This is a genomic window from Chloroflexota bacterium (assembly GCA_016219275.1).
Lineage (GTDB): Bacteria > Chloroflexota > Anaerolineae > UBA4142 > UBA4142 > JACRBM01.
The window spans coordinates 1-21,074 of record JACRBM010000065.1 but is presented as its reverse complement, the minus strand read 5'-3'; the positions used below and the strand labels follow the sequence as shown (position 1 = coordinate 21,074).

The window sequence follows — 21,074 nt, the reverse complement described above, 5'->3', positions numbered from 1 at the left end:
TTTCGATGCGTGAATTGAGGATACGTTGAATTTATCAGAACCTTGGTTAAAGTTGACTCAAAAGATACCTTCTCAAGCGACGCTCTTTCTTTTTTTCTTTTCACTCTACCTGTTTAGCATGTCCGGCGCGATTGCGTACGGTGACGAGATAGAAAAATATCGCGTCGCCCAAAGCATCGTCGAACGGCAGGAATTTTCCTTTCGTCCAACTGCTGTTCGCAACATCGCGGGCGTCGAGGGTCGGACGTTTTCGCTGTACGAACTAGGGCAGACTCTGTTGCAAGTTCCGTTTTATGCGGCGGGCAAGTTCCTGAACACGTATTTTCCAACGGCAGACCCCAATCAACTTGAGATGCTCGTCGTCGGATTCTTGAATCCACTACTCTCGGCGTTGGCGTGTGTCATCGTTTTTGAAACAAGCCGCGTGATCGGTTTCCGCGCGCGTACCGCATTGACACTCGCAGTCATGTACGGACTGGCTTCGATGGCTATGCCCTACGCGCGGAGCTATACGCGCGAGCCGTTGCTCGCCTTGACCTTGTTGCTTGCCGTCGGGGCACTTTTTCAGTTTGAAAAGACGCGCGCGTACAGTTGGTTGTCCATAGCAGGGCTTGCCGCCGGTTACCTGGTTTTTTCAAAATTCATTCACGCCATCGTCTTGCCGTTTTTATTGATCTACGCCGCGCTTGCCGCGCAACGCGTCTATCGCGCGGCGCACCTGAATATCGCGGCGGTGCGCCAAAAGATGGGCATTGCCATCTTGGTGTTCCTGTCGCCGATCCTCGTGTTTCTGGTCGTTCAGGCGATCTATTCTTTCGCGCGCTTTGGTTCGGTTCTGGTTGGCTACAGCACCAAAGTCAATCCGCTGGAATGGATTCTGTTTCTGATCGTGCAAAGTCAACCGCACATCGCCACCCTCGGCTTGCTTTTTTCGCCGGAGAAAAGTTTCTTTCTCTACAATCCGTTGGCATTGCTGTGTTTCTTGAGTATGCCGTTATGGTGGCAACAGCACAAGCCCCAGGCATTCTTGATCCTTGCTCTGGTGAGCATTGAATTTCTCGCAGTCATCACGCGCCCAGATTGGGATGGTGGAACGTGGTGGGGACCACGTTATCTCGTGCAACTCACGCCTCTGCTGATCCTCTCGCTCGGTTTCTTGCTCGAGTCGCCGCGCGTTGCCGCGTCACACTTTTGGCGCTGGAGCGTGCGCGCGTTGTTTGGCTTGAGCGTCGGAATTCAGATGCTTGGCGTCGTGAGCAACGAACGCGATTTTCTTGACGTGACGGGCGAAGGCATTACCGTGCTCGGTCAACTAGACCTGCTCCGGTATGGCGCGTTGGATTCCCTATTTATTTATCTACTCCCGACCGGCTCGCCGGTTAATATCAATCCAGCTAGTCTTGCCCTGGGATTAGGGTTGCTCGCGCTGGGTGCGATTCTGTATTATCAATGGACGCGCGACAACATTCGAGCAGATGCGCCGCGCCTATCCAGTCTCGCGCTGATTGTCATCGTGCTTGCGGTCGAACTGGGTGCGCTGCTGATCTGGTTGGTCGCGCCGTATTCGCGCATCCTCGCCGCCAAAGCGAACACGCGTTTTGTCGCGGCGGAACGATTAGCAGAGGCGGGTCGTGTGTGCGAGGCACGCGTAATGTACCGCTTGGCGCTAGATCACGGTACGACGTTGCAGCGCCAAGCCATTATTCGATATGAGCAAATTCAGGTACGCGGGCAAGGAATTGTCCTCACGACCGACGACTTGATGAGTGGGATCGAAATGTCGAACGGCGCTTTCCCGGAGAAAGATTACGTCACCGCGCTGACGCCTGAAGGTACACTCCGATTGAACATTCCCGGCGAGCGAGACGCGACGATTATGCTGGTCTCGACTCCAATCCAAGTGACGCCCAACACGCGGTACGAACTCTCTGGTTGGTGGAAAATGCTGAACGTGTATGGCACGCACTATGCCTCGATCGCGCTATACCAGGATAACGGCAACTGGCAACACGGTAAGACCACCGACATCGCATCGCTCGATGAAACGCACGGCTGGCAACCGTTTCAGTACATCATCACCACCCTGCCCACTACTCAACGTCTGATGGTTAAGGTTGCACTGTGGCAAACCTACGGCACCGTCTGGGTGGATGATGTACGCCTCGTCGCCAATCCCAACCCTGCGCCCGCGTGCAAGTAAATATCTCCCCGCTTGGCGCGGCGTCAAACTGTGCTATAATCCCCCGCAATGGACGCGATCCTCACACACGAAAACGCCGACCTCGACGCGCTGGCGTCGCTCCTCGGCGCGCGCAAGTTGTATCCCGATGCGCTCGCCGTTTTGCCGCGTCGCTTGAATGCCAACGTGCGCGATTTCTGCGCGCTCTACGGCGAGGCGCTCAAGTTCGTTCATCCTGAAGATTTGGCGCGGCAACACTGGCGCGAAATCCTCGTTGTGGATACACAAGGCATTCCCTCCGCGCGCGGGTTGCATCGCGACACGCGCATTCATTTCGTGGATCATCACCCACTCGCGCGCGCGCTCACACCGGCGATGACGTATGCCGGCGGACTTGCCGGCGCGACGACGACGCTGTTCGTCGAGCAGATTCAAGAAAAAGAAATCGCGCTGACCCCGCTTGAAGCGTCGCTCTTGATGCTGGGAATTTACGAAGACACCGGGTCGCTGGTCTACACGACGACGACGGCGCGCGACGCGCGCGCGGTCGCGTGGCTTCTCGATCAGGGCGCCGATCTGGCTATCGTCAACGATTTTTTGCGGCATCCACTCACCCCCGCGCAACGCAAACTGTATCAGCAATTGATCGAATGCATCGAAACGCGCCACATCGCCGGACACGCGATCGCGCTGGCGGTCGCGCGCACGGACGAGTACGTCGAAGAAATTTCCACGCTCGCGCACCAACTGCGCGAGTTGTACGATCCTGCCGCGCTCTTCGTCCTCGCGCAAATGGACGACCACATCCAACTCGTCGCGCGTTCGGATGTCGAAGCGATTGACGTTGCCGGCATCGCCGAACAATTCGGCGGCGGCGGTCACGCCAAAGCCGCCGCGGCGTTGATTCGCGGCGCGACGCTGCGCGGCGTGAAAACGAAATTGTTCAAACTGCTCAAGGCGACGATCAAGCCCGCGATTACGGTGCGCGAGTTGATGTCGTTTGGCGTGCGCACGCTGGAACCGACCGCGACCATCGCGCAAGCCGACGAGATGATGCACCGCTATGGGCATGAGGGGTTTCCAGTCGCGCGCCAAGGCAAACTGCTCGGCGTGGTCACGCGGCGCGACGTGGACCGCGCGCTGCATCATCAGCTCGCGCACGCGCCGATCAAAACGTTGATGCGTAAACCGGTCTTTGTGACGCCCGACGATTCGGTCGAATCGTTGCGCGCGGTGATGATCGAATCCGACCTGGGTCAGGTGCCGGTCGTCAACGCGACGCATAAAAAAATTCTCGGCATCGTCACGCGCACCGATCTGATCAAACCGTTCGGCGCGACGCGGGCGACGCGCGCGGCGGAAATGACCGCGCGGCTCGAACGCTGGTTGCCACCGGAACTCCTCGCACTGATTCGCGACGCGGGCAACGCCGCGCAAGAGTTGGGGTATAGTCTTTATGTCGTCGGCGGATTCGTCCGCGATCTCTTGTTGAACCAGCCGAACCTCGACCTCGACCTCGTCGTCGAAGGCGACGCGATCACGCTCGCGCGGCATCTCGCCAAACAACGCGGCGGGCGGGTTCACGCGCACACGCGCTTTGGCACCGCCAAATGGATCGTCAAAGAAAAGAAAGAGGACAGTGGCGCGCGGAAAGAAAAATCGCTCCTCGCGCATCTTTCCTCGCTCGACTTTACCACCGCGCGCACGGAATTTTACGCGCATCCCTCCGCATTGCCCGAAGTCGAACGCAGTTCGATCAAGCAGGATTTGCGTCGCCGCGATTTTACGATCAACACGCTCGCGATTTGCCTCGACGCGCAACGGTTTGGACAACTGCTCGATCCGTTCGGCGGCGAGCAAGATTTGCAACGCGGCTGGGTGCGCGTGCTGCACAGTCTGAGTTTTATCGAAGACCCCACGCGCATTTTGCGCGCGGCGCGTTTTGAGCAACGTTTTGGCTTCAAGATCGAAACACGCACCGCGCAGTTGATCGGCGACGCGCTCGAAATGTTGGAGCGCGTCAGCGGCGAACGCATCCGCCACGAACTCGAATTGATTTTCCGCGAAACCGAGCCGGAAAAGGCGATGGCGCGCTTGGGCGATCTCGGCGTGTTGCGCGCGATTTTTCCGCGTCTCGCGTTCGGCGATTGGCACATCGGCAAATTCCGGTCCGCGCGCGCGGCGCAACTCGCGCCGTTGACGTACCTCGCGTTGCTCGCCTACGATTTGACGCAAGCCGACGCCGCCGCGTTCGCCAAGCGGCTCAAGTTGAAAAAATCCGAAACTGAGACGATTCATCAAGTGCTCGCGTTGCGCGCCGAAGCGCACGCGCCGCTGTGCGCCGACACGCTCACGCCGAGCGCGCTGTACCACTTGCTCGCCGATTACGCGGATGACGCGCTCGCGATCTTTGCCGTCGCCACGGACGACGCGCGCGTGCGCGAACGCGTCGCGGTGTTCCGCGAACGTCTGCGCGACCTCGCGCCCGAATTGACCGGCGATGATTTGAAACGAATGGGCATTCCGCCCGGACCGCAATATCGCGAGATTCTCACGCGTCTCCGTGACGCGCGGCTTGACGGGGTGATCGCGACGCGCGCCGAAGAAGAACAATGGGTGCGCCAATTGGCAAATTGAAAATTTACCCGACGGGGGAAAATATGACACAGAAATTTCTGATTGTCTCGAATAATAAAACGTTGACGAGCATGGTGCAAAAAGCGCTCGGCGATGATAATCATGCGGCAATCTGCGCTGAGGATGGTTTGGAAGCCGTGGATATGGCGTTGGATCGCAAACCCGCGGCGGTCTTTCTCGATGTGAAACTCACCCATCTGACCGGCTTGGAAGTGGCGCGCGCGTTACGCGCCATTACGCCCACCGCGCAAATGCCGATCATTTTTCTTGCCGACAATCCGGCGGACGCGCGCAAGGTGGCGGACGCGCGCTTGCCGTACACCGATTGTCTCGTCGCGCCGTTCGACGCGGCGCAGATTCGCCGGTGCGCCGCCGACGCGCCGAACGGCGCGCCAAACGGCAGAGCGCGTCCCGAAGCCGAGAACACGTGGATGATCGCGCTCCTTGATCCTTTGACGGGGCTGTACCATCGGCGCTATTTCCTACATCGTCTCGCGTACGAAGCGGCGCGCAGCGCGCGCTATCGCGCGCCGTTGGCGTTGTTGCTCGTGGATATTGACAACCTTAATGAAATCAACCAGCATTATGGCATCGTCACTGGCGACGCGGTGCTCATGGAAGCGGCAGAGACGCTCCGGCAGCTCACGCGCGCGAGCGACCTGGTGGGGCGGTGCGACACCCAGGATTTTGGCGTGCTCGCGCCGCAGGTGGATGAACAAGGCGCGTGCGAACTTGCTGCCCGCATCAGCGGGGTAATTTCCGCGCATCACTTTGTTCATGCGAAATTGGATTTGCACGTCACGGTGAGCATCGGCGTGGTGTACGTGCCCGGCGATGACCTGACGGTGAATCTCGCGTTGTTGGGGCGCGCGGAGAACGCTTTGCAAAACGCCAAACGCGCCGGCAAAAATCGTGTGGAGGTGGGTTGATGATTTCCGAAAGCCAACTGTACGCCGATCGGTTGCGCGCCGCGCGCGCCCAAATTTGGAAAACGCTGGATGGGTTGCGCGACGACGCGCTCAATTGGCATCCGACGCCGGACGCGAGCAACTCGTTGTTCGCGCTGGCGACGCACTGCTTGGGCGCGGAGCGGCGCTGGATTCACCAGGTTGTCGGCGGACGCACGATTGTGCGCGACCGCGACGCCGAGTTCCGCGCGCTCGCAGAAAACCTCGCGACGCTTGAAACGACTTATGCCGATGTCGCGCTGGAAACCGAGCGCGTGCTGAACGATTTGACGCTCGAGGCGATGGCGGCGTTGAAGAATGACGGCAGGAATGAGTACTCGGCACGCTGGTGCATTCTGCACGTCGTCGAACATTACAGCGAACACATCGGACAAATGGCGTTGACGCGCCAGTTGTGGGAGAATCGCAACGCGCGTTTGAATGAGATATGAAATTGGAAGTTAGAAATTAGAAATTGGAGAGTGGAGGGTGGCGATGAGCGAGGAGAAACCGCCGGAATTCGATTTGACGCAAGAGTTACAGCAACTGGGCGAGCGATTGAAAACCTTGTTGCGTGTTGCGCGCGATCATCCGCAGACCCAGGATTTCGAACGACAGGTCAAACAAGCGATGCGCGACCTGGGCGACCACGTTGACCGCGCGATGGCGAGCGCGAAACAAGATGAACGGGTCAAGAGCGCGGAAGAACACATCAAGCAAGCCGCGCAATCCATCAAGGACGGTGGCGCGAAAGAGGACATCGAACGCGGACTGGCGAAAGGCGTGCGCGCGCTCAATGAACAGATTCAACGCGTGATCGAAGACGCGCAAAAGCCAAGTCAAAAGTAAAAAGCGTCAAGTAGAATTGCGCTTGTCATTGCGAGGGCGGTTTGTGCCCGAAGCAATCCCCCATTTGCTTGTTGGAGATGGCTTCGCCGCTCTGCGGCTCGCAATGACAATTGGGCTCTAACTTCGCCGCGCGAAAAACATCGCGGCGTTTTTCTTTGCAATTATCGCGAATCGTGGTAGAATAATCGCACACTTGTTCTTGTTCACGCATTTTTTATTCTAGAAAGTTCCCCTCATGCCCCGCATCTATGTTGCGCTCGACACCGAAACGACCGGCTTGCAACCCGACCGTGACGCGATTATCGAAATTGGCGCGGTCAAATTTCGCGGCGACGACGCGCTCGACACATGGTCGTCGTTCATCAACCCTGGACGCGCGCTCCCGCGCAAAATCGAACGCCTCACCGGCATTTCCGCGCGCGACGTGGAACGCGCGCCGTCGCTGTTCACCGTGATGCCCACACTCAAACGCTTTGTCGGCGACAACCCGGTCGTCGGGCACAACATCGCGTTCGACCTGGGCTTTCTCCAACGCGGCGGCTTTGCCGCGAGCGCCGCGCTCGACACCTACGAACTCGCGTGCATCCTGATGCCGTACGCGTCGCGTTACACGCTCGGCAAGTTGATGGAAGAATTCCACATCGCGTTTCCGACGAAACACCGCGCGCTCGCGGACGCGCAAGCTGTCCAGGCATTGTTCAACGCGTTGCTCGAACGCGCCGGGCGGCTCGACCAAAAAGTGATTCAAGAGATCGCGCGACTCGGCGACAAGTCGGACTGGGCGTTGAAATTCGCGTTCCAGGATTTGTTGCGCGATCACGCGCGCACCGCGTTCAGCGGCGGCTCGATTGGCGCGCAGTTAATGGCAAAGGGCGGACTCGGCGACGAGACCCTGGGACTACTTTTCTCGCGCGACACGAAAGAGCAACCGCTCAAACCCAAGGTACATCAAGACCCGCTCGACGTGGACGCGCTGGCGGGCTTGCTCGAACCCGACGGTGCGTTCGCACAACGCTTTCCCGAGTACGAGCATCGTCCGCAACAAGTTGAAATGCTCCGCGCGGTCGCGCACGCGTTCAACACCGGCGCAACGGTCTTGGTCGAGGCGGGCACCGGCACCGGCAAATCGCTCGCGTACTTACTTCCCGCGATTTACTGGGCGGCGCAAAATAATCAACGCGTCGTCGTCTCGACGAACACGATCAATTTGCAAGACCAACTTTTCGATAAAGACATTCCCGACCTGCGCCAGGTTCTGCCGGTCGAATTCAAAGCCGCGTTGCTCAAAGGTCGTTCGAATTATATCTGTCGTCGCCGGCTCGACGCGCTGCGCAAGAGCGACAAGTTGTCGAACGACGAAGTGCGCGTGCTTGCCAAAGTGCTCGCGTGGCTGCCTTCGACGACGACCGGCGACAGCGCCGAGTTGCGTTTGATGGGCAGCGAGAACGCGGTCTGGTCGCGCTTGTCATCCGACCAGGATCACTGCGAGCCGACGCATTGCAATCTGCGGCAAGAGAACAAGTGCTTTTTCTATCGCGCGCGCGACAAGGCGGAGAGCGCGCATCTCATCATCGTCAATCACGCGCTCTTGCTTTCGGATATGGCGACCGAGAATCGCGTGTTGCCGGAGTACAAGTATCTTGTCGTGGACGAGGCGCATCACCTCGAAACCCAGGCGACGAACGCACTCGCGTTCGAGGCGTCGCGCGCGAGTCTGGAAGCGATGTTGCGCGGACTCGCGCACGAACGCGGCGGTTTGCTCGGAGGGCTTGCCGGGGCGTTACGTAATTCGGACGCGCCGCCGAACATCAAGCGCGAAGCGCAAGCGATTTTCACCGATGTCGCGCAGGATATTGATCGCGCGTTGCGCGGCGTGTACGAATTTTTTGTCGCGCTCGAACAGTTCATCAACGCGCAAGAGCAATTGCCTGGCGAGAGCGAGAGCAGTTATGATCGTCAGTTGCGACTCACGGCGACGCGGCGCGCGCAACCGGCGTGGAGCGCGATTGAAATCGCGTGGGACACGTTCGGCGCGATGTTGCTCAAGGTGCGCGACGGACTAGACAAAATTTACAACGCGTGGGACGACCTCGACGAATTTGAAATCTCAGGTTTTCCTGAATTGCAAAACGAGTTGTCGTTCGCGATGCGGCGCGTGAGCGAAACGCGCGGCGCGGTCGAATCGCTCATCACCAAATCGAATGCGAATTCGATTTACTGGTTCAACATCAAACGCAACGACGGCGATATTTCGTTGCACGTCGCGCCGCTGTACGTCGGCGACCTGTTGCAGAAAAATTTGTTCGCCGGTCGCGCCGCGACGATTCTCACGTCCGCGACGTTGTGTGTGGACAAGAATTTCGCGCACATCAAATCGCGTTTGGGGCTGGGCGATTTGGCGGACGAACTCGCGGTCGGCTCGCCGTTCGACTACAAGCAATCCGCGCTGATCTTTGTGCCGACCGATGTGCCGGAACCGGCGCAACCTGGTTATCAAAAATCGGTCGAAGCGTCACTCGTCGAGTTGTTCAAAGCGACCCAGGGTCGTGCGCTCGCATTGTTCACGTCGCTCTCGCAGTTGAACACGACGTACCGCGCGATCTCGCGTCCGCTCGAAGAAGAGGGCATCGTCGTGCTCGCGCAAAATCTCGACGGCTCGCGGCGGCAGGTGCTTGAAACGTTCAAGACGCAGGCGCGCACGGTATTGCTGGGGACGCGCTCGTTTTGGGAAGGCGTGGACGTGGCGGGCGAGGCGTTGTCGTGTCTGGTGATCGCGCGCTTGCCGTTCAGCGTGCCGAGCGATCCGATCTTTGCGGCGCGCAGTGAAACGTTCGACGATGCGTTCGCGCAGTACGCGGTGCCCGAAGCGGTGTTGCGTTTTCGGCAAGGGTTCGGGCGTTTGATTCGCACGAAAACGGATCGCGGTGTCGTCGTCGTGTTGGACAAGCGCGTGCTGACGAAAAATTACGGACGCATCTTTCTCGAATCGTTGCCGTCGGTGTCGTTGTATCGCGGACCGATTGCCGAACTGCCCAAGTTGGCGAGCAAGTGGATTGACGGCGAGGAGAGTGCGGGCGAGGAGTAGGTCAAGTCTTTCTTCCAAGTCCAAAGTGGACATTTACGATGACGCTTCTGTCGCAACTAGAATGCCGAGGTGCAGATTGGAAAAGCATGGTGACAAAAGATATGGGTTCATTGGGTGGAGGGAATTCCATAATACGCGTCTAGAACTTCTTAACGAGCTAAATCGAGCCAAAGGTTATAATGTTTCTCGTCCCATTCATACTGAACACGGAAATGCGGGCGAAGCAGCACTACGCAAATGGTTTTCAGTCTTTCTTCCCAAGAAGTATGGAGTAACTTCAGGATATATAATTCCGGATGTGCTAGCAAGGAATGACAAATTATATCATTTTGATATTTTGATCTACGATAAACTAAACTCTCCAATTCTTTGGGATGACGGAAACTATGATAATTCTGGACAAGGTAGGAAACAAGCAATCCCTGCCAAGTACGTTCATGCGGCGTTTGAAGTAAAAGCAAGTCTCAACGGGAAAACTGCAGAAGATGCAATTAGCAAACTGAGCCAATTCAATGACCTTACTGGCTACTTGCCAGTTAACTTTTCGTGCGGTGTTATTTTCTTCGACCTTGATAGTACACTCATAAACAAACAAACTATCTTGCCAAATTTGATTCCGTGTGACCCAATAATAGGTTATTGGGGTGGAGTTATTCTACATTGCTCGTTGGATGAAGAAATGACTGGTATTGTCCAACTCTTAAATCGTACCGAAATCATGAGCGAGGCAAAAGAGTCTGACAACCCTATCGCCAAGAACATAGACGACCTGAACATTCATCGAGATGCAAATGGAAATGTGAGCATAACTGAAAAAGGTGCAGGTGTCATGGCAATTGCTGGTCCTGACCAAATGTGGCATTTTAGTAAACAATACATGGTTTCTAGCCATAATGATCAAAACGGTTTAATGCTTTCTTGGTCTCACAATGGTTTTGCAAGATTTGCTCTTGATTTACTGTCGCGGCTAGAAGGTGTTTCCCCTGCCAAAAATGGCCAGTATATTTTCGGGCAGGTATTCGATACGATCCGGTGAGTGTGCCACCCAGTGCCTTGATCTAACATTGCGACGGCTAGGATTATATCTACATCATCTGTATAACGAAACACGCGCAGAGAGCTTTTTCTCTGCGCGCGTTTATGCTTTTTGGCGGTAAAGTTTTCTATCCCACACTCGGCGCGTCTTCCACCTGCCACACTAGGATCGGATCTTTTTTGCCGCGCGTGCGGAGCGAGTGAATGTGCTCCGTATTCCACTCTTTCCCAATCTGCTCGCGCGTCTCGGTGCTGATGAGCACTTGTCCCGGCGCAGCCAGCGCGGTGATGCGCTCGGATAGCGTCACCACATCGCCAACGACCGAGTACTCGGTTTGCAAACTGCTCAATTGCCCCACGACGACCGCGCCAGTCGCGAGACCAATCGCCGCGCCAATCTCTTGCTCCTCTGTTGTTTCCGGATTGCGCTCACGCATCTGTTGCTGAATCGCGAACGCGGCTTGGAGCGCGCGCGTCGCGTGATCGGGTTGCGCGAGCGGAAAATTCCACGTCGCGATTACCGTGTTGCCAATCTGGCTCGTCACCGCGCCGCCGAGCCGGAAAATCGTTTCGACGATCAACGCGTTGTGACGGTCGAGCAGTTCGATCACCGTTTCCGGCGCGGTCGCTTCGGAAAGCGTCGCGATGCCGCGCAACGTCGCGCACATCACTGTCACCTCGCGTCGCCCGCCGGCGAGCGAAAGTGCGCCCTGGGCGTACAGGTCAATTACTTGCGACACGGATTCCGGCGCGATGCGTCCCTGGAAAATTCGGCTGATGAACGCGCGCGTGCGTTCCTCGGAAAAATAGCGGTACGTCACGGCGAGCATGTACGTGACGACGAGCGCGATGCCGGCGTACAGTGGCGTGATGATGACGCCCGCCTCCGCGCGCACGGAGGCGTACAACAAGTACGCCGCGAGAATGCCGATGCTGAACACCGCGCCGTACAGCCACGGCATGCGCGGCAGCGTGACGCCGGCAAAGATGGCAATCACGAGCACCGCGGCAATCTGCCACGTGCGATCTTCCTCGCGCAAATAGTTGCCGCTCAACAACGTTTCTATCGCGTCCGCCTGAATCTGCACGTTGTAGACCCGATTGCTCTCCACGCCGGCGGGTACGGCGTACGTTTCGTTGATCGCACGTGTCATCGGACCAACGAGCACAATCTTGTCGCGCAGTTGCGAGTAATCGGCTTTGCCTTGCATAATGTCCGCGTACGAAATAATCTTGATCGCATCGCGCCGGCTAAAGCTGATGAGCACTTGTCCCCGCGCGTCCACGGGCACGCGCTTGTCGCCAACGCGCACGCCGTCTTGCGCGAGTTCGACGGTCGGTTCGCGTCCCTCGAATAGCGCGACGGCGGCGAGCGCGAGCGCGGGATAGCGTTGCCCTGGCACATCTATCGCGAGTGGCACACGACGCACCACGCCATCGGCATCGGGGTACAGCGCGCCGTGGGCGAGAATGGTGTTGGGTGTGCGGAGCGTTGGCGCAGGTGTGACAATCGAATCGAACGCCGGGAACGGACTCGTTTCCGACGGCAAGCGCGTCGCTTCGACGCCGAGGACGGGTTGGACCACTTTTCCCGCGCGGCTCAACATCGCCGCGAGTAGATCATCGTCCAACGCCGCGCCGATGTCGGGCAACACCATATCGAGCACGATGACGCGCGGTTGAAAGCGCGCGAGGATGCCGACAAAACCGCGTTGGGTGATGCGTTCGAGGGGCCAACCGTACGTGTCCGCGGTCTCGTCGTCCACCGCGATCAAAACGACATTGCCGCTTGTCGGGCGCGGACGGTAGAACCAGTCGGCGAGTCCGGCTTCAAACGGTTTGAGCGCGCCGAGCGAGAGGATGCCCGCAATCAGCAAGCCGATGAGGAGACCCATCGCCGCGCCGACTTGGAAACGCCGAATACCGCGCGGACTAAACGCGCGACGCCACAATTTTCTGAACAAGGTGGAGAACTGGGATGAGGTTTGCACAAGTGTCTCGCTTGCGAAATGGATTCGCGTGAACATTCTAACACGGGTTGACCGATTTGCAAAGAGCAGAACAGAATTTGTGTTCCGTGTGATGCGGGCGAACTGCCCGCGCGACATGCCGTTGACACTCGCTTGCGTGAATGCTATACTTTCGACACGGCGGTCGTAGTGTGCGCAACCATTGCCGCCGACCATCCAAAGATCAAACCCCAAGGAGGTTTCGCGATGTTAAGCAAGACGATCCAGGACACGCTCAACGAGCAAATCAAAAACGAGTTTTACTCGGCTTATCTTTATCTCGCGATGTCGGCATATTTCGAATCGCTGAATATGCCCGGCTCGGCGAAATGGATGCGCGCGCAGTACGACGAAGAACGCCTGCACGCGCTCAAGTTGTACGATTACGTGAACGACCGCAACGGTCGCGTGCAACTCAAGACGCTCGATCAGCCCACGTTCGAGTGGGCGTCGCCGGTCGCCGCGTGGGAGAACGTGGTGGAGCACGAACGAAAAGTGACGTCGTCTATTCACAATCTCTACGCGCTCGCCGGCAAGGAGAATGATTACGCGACCCAGTCCATGCTCAAGTGGTTTATTGACGAGCAGGTCGAGGAGGAAAAGAATGCCGTGTTGATGCTCGAGCGCTTCCGCATGGCGGGCAGCCAACCTGGCACGTTGCTGTTGTTCGACGGACATTTCACCAAGCGCGGCGAATAATCTTCGAGCGCGATGCTCTCCCTCTCTGCATGTGTCACGCGCGGAGAGGGAGATGCTTTTTGCGTAGAAAAACCTTGCGAAGGTTGATCAGAAACGCGTCTCTGGTTTGGCTGGCTAAACCTTCGCAAGGTTGATGGACTACTCAAGGTTTCGAATGAATCCTCACGATGAACTGGGAACGATTCTCGCGCGGTGGTCGCCGGTCGGTCGTTCGGGTCTACTCCCTGCGTTGATCGAGGCGCAAGAGCTGTACGGCTGGCTCTCCGCAGAAACCATCACGCGCGTGGCGGCCGGGCTTGATGTGCCGCTCGCCGATGCGTACGGCGTCGCGGATTTTTACGCGCACCTGTACACGCACCCGGTTGGCAAGATCATTGTTCGCGTGTGTGACGACGTGCCGTGCTATCTGGCTGGCAGCGAACGCGTGATTGCTGCGCTCGAAGATAAACTCAAGATTCGCGTCGGCGAGACGACACCCGATGGCGCGGTCACGCTCGAAGTGGTACCGTGCCTGGGTCACTGCGACCACGCGCCGGTCGTGATGGCGGGCGAGCAAGTGCATGAGGACGTGCGTGAAAATTCGCTTTCAAAAATTCTCGACGACAGTTGAAGTAGGGGAGCGGGGGAGCGGGGGAGCATGGGAGATTTTTTGCACCCCTGCACCCCTGCGCCTCTGCTCCACCGCACTCGCGCTGCGACAAATCCAATGTTAGAAACGAAACTCGTCACCTCCAACCTGGGTCTGGTCAACCCCGCGAGCATGGACGATTACCTCGCACGCGGCGGCTATCGCGCGCTCACGCGCGTCGTGCGCGAAGGACTCGTCGCCGAAATTGTAGACGCGTTGAAATCGTCCGGCTTGATCGGGCGCGGCGGCGCGGCGTTTCCGACCGGGCTAAAACGCGAACTCGCGATGAAGGCGGAACTCACGCAACCGTATCCTGCCCCGACGAATGTGCCCGCGCCGTACCGCCACTCGTCCGCGTTCGTCGTGTGCAACGCGGACGAATCGGAAACGGGCACGTTCAAGGATCGCGTGCTGATGGAGGGCGATCCGTTTCGCATCATCGAGGGAATGACGATCACCGCGTTCATCACGTGTGCGACGAATGGATTTATCTATTTGCGCGGCGAGTACCCGCTTGCGTACGAACGCTTGTCGCGCGCACTCGACGTGGCGCGGCAACGCGGCTATCTCGGCGAAAGAATATTGCGCGATGATTTCGACTTCCACATCGAGATTCGGCGCGGCGCGGGCGCGTACATTTGCGGCGAAGAGACCGCACTCTTTGAATCCATCGAAGGCAAACGCGGCGAGCCGCGCGTCAAGCCGCCGTTCCCCACCGACCAGGGATTGTTCAATCGTCCGACCGTCATCAACAACGTCGAGACGTTCGCCAACATTCCGTTCATCGCGCTCGCAGGCGCGGATGCGTATCGTAAATTTGGTACGGCAAAATCGCCCGGCACGCGCATCGTGTGCGTCAGTGGGCACGTTCAAAAACCAGGCGCGTACGAAATCGCGATGGGCGTGTCCTTGCGCGACGTGATCGAAAATCTCGCAGGCGGATTGCGCCCAGGGCGCGCGCTCAAAGCGATTTTGATCGGCGGCGCGGCGGGCGTATTCCTGCGTCCCGATGAAATTGATGTGCCGCTCGATTTCCAATCGCTCGCGGCAATCGGCGCGACGTTGGGTTCGGGCGCGATCATGGCGCTCGACGACACCGCCGAGATGCGCGGCGTACTCAAACGTCTGGCGCGATTCTTTCGCGACGAGTCGTGCGGGAAATGTTTTCCGTGCCAGCTCGGAACGCAGCGGCAGTACGAAATCATCGCGCGCGAAGGAGAGACATTCGCGGAGCGTGCAACGTCTCTCCTCCGCGAACTGGGCGCGACGATGCGCGACGCGTCGTTGTGCGGGCTGGGACAAACCGCGTCGTCTGCCATCGTCAGCGCGTTCGAGAAGGGTCTGGTCTAACCGATGTCGCCGTCCAATCCGACGATGACGTTTTTATTCACGGACATCGAAGGGAGCACCAAACTCTGGGAGCAACATCCCGACGCGATGCAAGCCGCGCTCGCGCGTCACGACGCGCTCTTGCGCGGCATCATCACCGAAAACCAGGGCGCGGTGTTCAAGACGATGGGCGACGCGTTCTATGCCGTGTTCTCTAGCGCGCCCAACGCGATGACCGCCGCGCTCGCAATGCAACGCGCGTTGCGCGAAACCGACTGGGGCGAGATCGGCGCGCTCAAAATCCGCATCGCGATTCACGTCGGCACGGTCGAAGCGCGCGAAGGCGATTACTTTGGACCGCCGCTCAATCGCGTCGCGCGGTTGCTTTCAGCGGCGCACGGCGGACAAATCCTGATGTCGCTCGCCGTGTGCGAACTCGTGCGCGATCAATTGCCGGCGGGCGTCAGCGTGCGCGACCTGGGTGAGCATCGGCTCAAAGACCTCGTGCGCCCAGAGCGAATATTCCAACTCGTCGTCCACGGATTGCCGGCGGATTTTCCGGCGTTGCGTTCGCTCGACATGCTCCCGAACAATTTGCCGGGACAGCTTACCAGTTTCATCGGGCGCGAACGCGAACTCACCGAAGTCAAACAGATGCTCGTCGCGTCGCGTCTCGTCACGCTGATCGGCGCGGGCGGCATCGGCAAGACGCGCTTGGCGGTGCAAGCCGCGGCGGAATCGCTCGAACTGTTCAACGACGGCGCGTGGCACGTCGAGCTCGCGCTGATCTCCGATCCCTTGCTCGTGCCGCACGCGATCGCGTCCGCGTTGAATCTCCGCGAAGAAACCGGCAAGCCGCTGCTCAACGCGCTCGCCGACTATTTGCGCGCGCGCAATCTATTGCTCGTCCTCGACAATTGCGAACACCTCAACGAGCCGGTCGCGCAACTTGCGGAAACGTTGTTGCAGGTGTGTCCGCGTATGCAAATTATCGCGAGCAGTCGCGTCGCGCTCGGCATCGCCGGCGAGCGGATTTTTCGCGTGCCGTCGCTCGCGATGCCGGACATGAACAACGCGTCGCCGATTGAATCACTCGCACAGAACGAATCGGTGCGCTTGTTCCTGGATCGCGCCAAGACCGCGCAACCGACGTTCGCGTTGAACGAGCAAAACGCCGCGCTGCTCGCGCAGATTTGCGCGCGGCTCGACGGTATTCCACTCGCGATCGAACTCGCGGCGGCGCGCGCCAAAGTCCTCTCGCCCGAAGAAATTCTCGCGCGGCTGTCCGACCGGTTTCACTTGCTTACCGGCGGCAGTCGGAGCGCGTTGCCGCGCCAGCAAACGTTGCGCGCGATGATGGATTGGAGTTACGGTTTGCTCGACGACCGCGAGCGCGCGTTGTTTCGCCGCTTGTCCGTGTTCGCCGGCGGGTGGACGCTCGAAGCCGCCGAGTTGGTCGTCGCCGACGAGCAGACCGTGCCGCGCCCCGATGTGGTTGATTTGCTCACGCGTTTGGTGGACCAGTCGCTCGTGTTGTCCGAACGCCAGGACGAGGACACGCGCTATCGCATGTTGGAAACGATTCGCCAGTACGCGCAAGGCAAGTTGTTCGACTCGGAAGAAGCGAATCGCTTGCGGCATTTGCACTGCGCGTATTTCTTGACGTTTGCGCAAGCCGCCGATTCGCTGCTGCGCGGTCCGCAACAAGTCGAGTGGCTCAATCGGCTCGAACGCGAGCACGACAATTTGCGCGCCGCGCTCGGGTGGGCGCTCGAAGGTGAAGCGGAAGAAATTCCGGTGCGCTTGAGCGGCGCGCTCTGGCGTTTTTGGTTGACGCGCGGGTACTTGAGCGAAGGACAGCGTTGGCTCACGAGCGCGCTCGCAAAAGCAGAAGCCGCGTCCGCGCCGGCGTCGCTCGCGCTGGCGAAGGCGCTCGACGGCGCGGGCATGATGGCGCTCGTGCAACGCGACCTGGATCGCGCGGAGTCAAGTTTTGAAGCCGCGCTCAAAATGTTTCGCAAACTCGGCAACAAAAAAGGAATGGGCGTCGCGCTCAACAGTCTGGGTTCCATCGCGCAAGATCACGCCGATTACGAACGCGCGCAAACGATGTTCGCGACCGCGCTGGAATTGCATCGCGCGCTCGGCGACCGCTGGGGCATCGCGAGCGCGTTGAACAACCTGGGTCTAGTCGCGCTCAATCAAGGCGATTTACCGCGCGCCCAAAAATATTTCGAAGAGAGCCGCGAGGCGCGGCGCGTGTTGGGCGACAAGCAGGGCATCGCTTCGGCGTTGAGCAACTTGTGTGTCGTCGCGTTGCACGCGCGCGAGTACGCCAAGGTCAACGAGTTGGGCGCGGAAAGCGTCGCGCTCTTTCGCGAGGTGGGCAATCGGCGCGGCGTCGCCGCCGTGTACACGAATCAAGGACGCGCCGCGCTCTACGCGAGCGACGCCGCGCGCGCGTTCGCATTGCTCTCTGCCGCGTTGACGTTGTTTCAGCAAGTCGGCGACCGCGCGGGTATCGCCGAATGTCTCGAATGGCTCGCGAGCGTTTCCATCGCGCGCCATGGCTTGGCGCGCGCGGCGCGCTTGTTCGGCGCGGCGGAAGCGTTGCGCGAAAAAATCGGTATGCCGCTGACGCCGGTGGATCGTTCGATGTACGATCAAGCCGTCGCGTTCACGCGCGAGCGGACCGATCCGTACACGTTCACCGAATCCTGGGCGCAAGGTCGCGCGATGACGTTGGAGCAAGCAATTGCGTTCGCGTTGGAGAAGGACGCGGGTAAACCGGCGCAAAAGTAAACAAGGAAACAAGGTGTGTGTTGTTTGATTATTTGTGTCCTTGTATATTTACACGAGGCGTGTGTGTCTGACATTACCCTTTCGATAGACCACCAAACGATCACCGTGCCGGCGGGCACGACGATCTTGCAAGCCGCCGCGCGAATCCAAAAAACGATTCCGACGATTTGTTATCACCCGCATTTCACACCGCCGTCGCTTTGCCGGATGTGCGTCGTCGAAGTGGAAAAATCGCGCGTGCTCGTGCAAGCGTGCTCGCGCGAATGCGAGAACGGCATGATCGTTCGCACCGATACGTCGCGCGTGCGTCAAGCGCGCAAAGTGATTCTCGAATTGCTGGCGAGCGCGGTGGATGTGAGCGACGCGCCGGACATTCAACAACTCGTACGCGAGTACGGCGCGGACATGGCGCGCTTTGCCGAAGGTAAAAAACGCGAGCATCCGCTTCGCGATGACAATCCATTCTACATTCGCGATTACGCGAAATGTATTTTGTGTTGGCGTTGCGTCCAGGCGTGCGGCGAAGATGTGCAGTGGACGTTCGCGATCACTCAAGCCGGACGCGGGTTCGACACGCGCATCGCGACCTTTTTCGATCAGCCGATTCCGGAGACGACGTGCGTGTACTGCGGCAACTGCGTGCAGGCGTGCCCGACCGGCGCACTCAAGGCGAAACGCGAATTCTGGATCGAGACCGGACGCGATGTGAGCGAGTTGGTGCGGCACTCGCGGTTGGAAAAACACCGAACACGGGGACAAGGAGACAAGGAAACAAAATGACACGCGACGAAATTTTGCGCGCGACAAAACGCGAACACGAAAAATTCTTGGCGTGCATTACGGACATTCCCGACGACGTGATCGCGCATGACCGCGTGATTGATTGGTGGTCGCTCAAAGATGTGCTGGGACACGTTACGTTTTGGTACCTGGTCGCGACGAAATTCCTGCGCGAGTACCAGCAGAACGGCGTGCCGCAACCGTTGGGCTTGGACGATCCTGGGATTGATGCGTTGAATCATCGCGAGGCGGCGATGCGCCGTGATTATTCGCTCGCGCGTATTCGCGCCGAACTCGACGCGGCATATCACGATTTGCTCGCCGAAACGGAACGCTTGAGCGACGCGGAGGTGAACAAGATTTTATCTGCGCCATGGAACCCGGACGAACAGGTCACGCTGGAACGACTGATCGCCGTCAACGCGTATGGTCATTTGCCGGAGCACATCGAGCAGGTGAACAAATGGAAATCCGCGCATTGAGCGAACGCGCCCTGGACGTGCGAAACCAGTACGCCGAATTGGAACGCGCGAACTATGGTCGTGCGTGGACGCGCGAGGAGATCGCGCTCGGTTTCGTTGGCGATGTGGGCGACCTGGCAAAACTCGTGATGGCGCAGAATGGCATCCGTCACATCGAGCACGCCGATGAAAAACTCGCGCACGAACTGGCGGATTGCTTGTGGTCAATCCTGGTCTTGGCGCAGATGCATGGCGTAGATTTGGAGCGCGCGTTCTTGACAACGATGGATGATTTGGAAAAACACATCCACAGCCAGAGGACACTCTAGTGCAAATCAAGACCGTGCGTTTACGCTTACGCGAATTTGTCGCGAACGATTGGCGCGCCGTGCTCGCCTATCAATCCGATCCGCGCTATCTGCGCTTTTACGAATGGGAGACGCGAACGGAAGAGCAGGTGCGACCGTTCGTGCAAATGTTCGTCACTTGGCAAGAGCACAACCCGCGCACGAAAGTTCAACTGGCGATTGAACGCGATGGGCGCTTGATCGGCAACGTCGGCGTGCGCGCGATCAACCCCGCGACGCGCGAAGCGGAGATTGGCTACGAACTCGATCCAAATTTTTGGGGCAACGGGTACGCGACCGAAGCCGCGCGCGCGCTGCTCGAATTTGGATTTCGCGAATTGGAACTGCATCGCGTTTCGTCGTGGTGTATTGCCGAAAATCGCGCGTCGGCGCGCGTGTTGGAGAAACTGGGCTTGCAATGCGAAGGACGTTTGCGTGAGCGTGAGTGGTTCAAAGGTCGCTGGTGGGATACGTTGCAATACGCGATCCTGGATCGCGAATGGAGTGCGCATTGAAAACTGAACTGGTCGCGCAACTCACGCGCCAACGCGACGAGTTGTTGAGATTGTGCGCCGACTTGACCGAAGAGCAAATCACAACGATTCCAATCGTTGGCGCGTGGACGATCAAGGATGTCGTCGGGCACATCGCGTACTGGGAACAGGTGATTCACGATCACCTCCGCGAATCGTTCGCGGAGGGCAAGCCGCATCCGATGCCGCCGGATGAAGGCGACGATGCGATCAATGTCCGCGAATCGGCAAAGCGAAAAAATTGGACGTGGATGCGCGTGCGCGCCGAATTTGAAAACACGCGCGGCGCGTTCATCGCGCGCGTCGAGAGTTTGAGCGAGACCGATCTCGCCTTCACCGTGCCGAATCCCTGGTGGGGCATGACGCATTTCTACTCCATCGCGCAAATGATCGAAGAAGACGCGCTGAGTCACGCGAATGAACATCTGGAACGGATTAGACGTTGGAACTTGGAGGTTGGAAATTAGATATTGATTGGACCCAAGGTTGTGCGCTATCATTTCGAGAATATTACGCCGCACCGCGCGTAGCGTGAATAAGGACAGAAACTTCCCCTCACCTCAATCCTCTCCCCAAAGGGGAGAGGAGGCAAATCCCCTCTCCCTTGGAGGGAGAGGGTTAGGGTGGGCTGATGAACGAAGGTTCAAAGCAGCCAGTTTCTGACTCTTGAAACATACCGTTTTTGTTCCGCTTGGAAGCGTCGGAGTGCTACTTGCATTTTAACAATTTTCCGTTATGCTTGGTTTATCCTATG

Annotated in this window: 17 protein-coding genes; 16 read left to right on the top strand and 1 reads right to left on the bottom strand. The window is 58.5% G+C overall.

The features are described 5' to 3' along the window. Window positions 1–25 precede the first annotated feature (25 nt). The 7 genes from HY868_18265 to HY868_18235 all read left to right on the top strand — a co-directional run bounded on the left by HY868_18265 (window position 26) and on the right by HY868_18235 (window position 10,733). Window positions 26–2,200: a hypothetical protein gene (locus HY868_18265; protein MBI5304086.1), complete on the top strand. Its 2,175-nt coding sequence runs from the start codon at window positions 26–28 to the stop codon at window positions 2,198–2,200. A 48-nt stretch (window positions 2,201–2,248) separates the two neighbouring features. Continuing rightward, a complete protein-coding gene (locus tag HY868_18260) occupies window positions 2,249–4,816 on the top strand; it encodes a CBS domain-containing protein (GenBank protein ID MBI5304085.1) in 2,568 nt (855 codons plus the stop codon). Window positions 4,817–4,839: 23 nt separating this feature from the next. Continuing rightward, complete coding sequence (locus HY868_18255) at window positions 4,840–5,745, top strand: diguanylate cyclase (protein ID MBI5304084.1); 906 nt, start codon at window positions 4,840–4,842, stop codon at window positions 5,743–5,745. Then, entirely contained in the window at window positions 5,745–6,215 is a 471-nt protein-coding gene (locus HY868_18250) for a DUF664 domain-containing protein (GenBank protein ID MBI5304083.1), read from the top strand. The genes HY868_18255 and HY868_18250 overlap by 1 nt, the downstream gene beginning before the upstream one ends. A 43-nt stretch (window positions 6,216–6,258) precedes the next feature. Then, complete coding sequence (locus HY868_18245) at window positions 6,259–6,612, top strand: hypothetical protein (protein MBI5304082.1); 354 nt, start codon at window positions 6,259–6,261, stop codon at window positions 6,610–6,612. Window positions 6,613–6,847: 235 nt separating this feature from the next. Then, a complete protein-coding gene (locus HY868_18240) occupies window positions 6,848–9,697 on the top strand; it encodes a DEAD/DEAH box helicase (GenBank protein MBI5304081.1) in 2,850 nt (949 codons plus the stop codon). 76 nt (window positions 9,698–9,773) lie between these two features. Further along, the gene (locus HY868_18235; GenBank protein ID MBI5304080.1) at window positions 9,774–10,733 is read left to right on the top strand and encodes a hypothetical protein; all 960 of its coding nucleotides are present in this window, start codon (window positions 9,774–9,776) and stop codon (window positions 10,731–10,733) included. Between the two features lie 127 nt (window positions 10,734–10,860). On the opposite strand, the gene HY868_18230 is transcribed toward HY868_18235, so the two are convergent. After that, window positions 10,861–12,723: an adenylate/guanylate cyclase domain-containing protein gene (locus HY868_18230; GenBank protein MBI5304079.1), complete on the bottom strand. Its 1,863-nt coding sequence runs from the start codon at window positions 12,721–12,723 to the stop codon at window positions 10,861–10,863. 225 nt (window positions 12,724–12,948) lie between these two features. Between HY868_18230 and HY868_18225 the strand changes: the two genes are divergently transcribed. The 9 genes from HY868_18225 to HY868_18185 all read left to right on the top strand — a co-directional run bounded on the left by HY868_18225 (window position 12,949) and on the right by HY868_18185 (window position 20,787). Then, window positions 12,949–13,440 carry a ferritin gene (locus HY868_18225; GenBank protein MBI5304078.1) on the top strand — a complete coding sequence of 164 codons (492 nt, stop codon included), beginning with the start codon at window positions 12,949–12,951 and terminating at the stop codon, window positions 13,438–13,440. Window positions 13,441–13,594: 154 nt separating this feature from the next. Continuing rightward, a complete protein-coding gene (gene nuoE / locus HY868_18220) occupies window positions 13,595–14,050 on the top strand; it encodes an NADH-quinone oxidoreductase subunit NuoE (GenBank protein ID MBI5304077.1) in 456 nt (151 codons plus the stop codon). A 96-nt stretch (window positions 14,051–14,146) separates the two neighbouring features. Then, the gene (locus HY868_18215) at window positions 14,147–15,418 is read left to right on the top strand and encodes an SLBB domain-containing protein (GenBank protein ID MBI5304076.1); all 1,272 of its coding nucleotides are present in this window, start codon (window positions 14,147–14,149) and stop codon (window positions 15,416–15,418) included. 3 nt (window positions 15,419–15,421) lie between these two features. Next, window positions 15,422–18,199 (top strand): tetratricopeptide repeat protein, encoded by a 2,778-nt coding sequence (locus HY868_18210; GenBank protein ID MBI5304075.1) that lies wholly within the window; start codon window positions 15,422–15,424, stop codon window positions 18,197–18,199. Window positions 18,200–18,262: 63 nt separating this feature from the next. Beyond that, window positions 18,263–18,979 (top strand): (2Fe-2S)-binding protein, encoded by a 717-nt coding sequence (locus tag HY868_18205; protein ID MBI5304074.1) that lies wholly within the window; start codon window positions 18,263–18,265, stop codon window positions 18,977–18,979. After that, window positions 18,976–19,461, top strand: coding sequence for a ClbS/DfsB family four-helix bundle protein (locus HY868_18200; GenBank protein MBI5304073.1), 486 nt, complete (start codon window positions 18,976–18,978; stop codon window positions 19,459–19,461). The genes HY868_18205 and HY868_18200 overlap by 4 nt, the downstream gene beginning before the upstream one ends. Beyond that, on the top strand, window positions 19,443–19,769 hold the full coding sequence (locus HY868_18195) for a nucleotide pyrophosphohydrolase (GenBank protein ID MBI5304072.1): 327 nt from the start codon (window positions 19,443–19,445) through the stop codon (window positions 19,767–19,769). The genes HY868_18200 and HY868_18195 overlap by 19 nt, the downstream gene beginning before the upstream one ends. Continuing rightward, window positions 19,769–20,302, top strand: coding sequence for a GNAT family N-acetyltransferase (locus HY868_18190; protein MBI5304071.1), 534 nt, complete (start codon window positions 19,769–19,771; stop codon window positions 20,300–20,302). The genes HY868_18195 and HY868_18190 overlap by 1 nt, the downstream gene beginning before the upstream one ends. Next, a complete protein-coding gene (locus tag HY868_18185) occupies window positions 20,299–20,787 on the top strand; it encodes a DinB family protein (protein ID MBI5304070.1) in 489 nt (162 codons plus the stop codon). The genes HY868_18190 and HY868_18185 overlap by 4 nt, the downstream gene beginning before the upstream one ends. The last annotated feature ends 287 nt before the right edge of the window (window positions 20,788–21,074 follow it).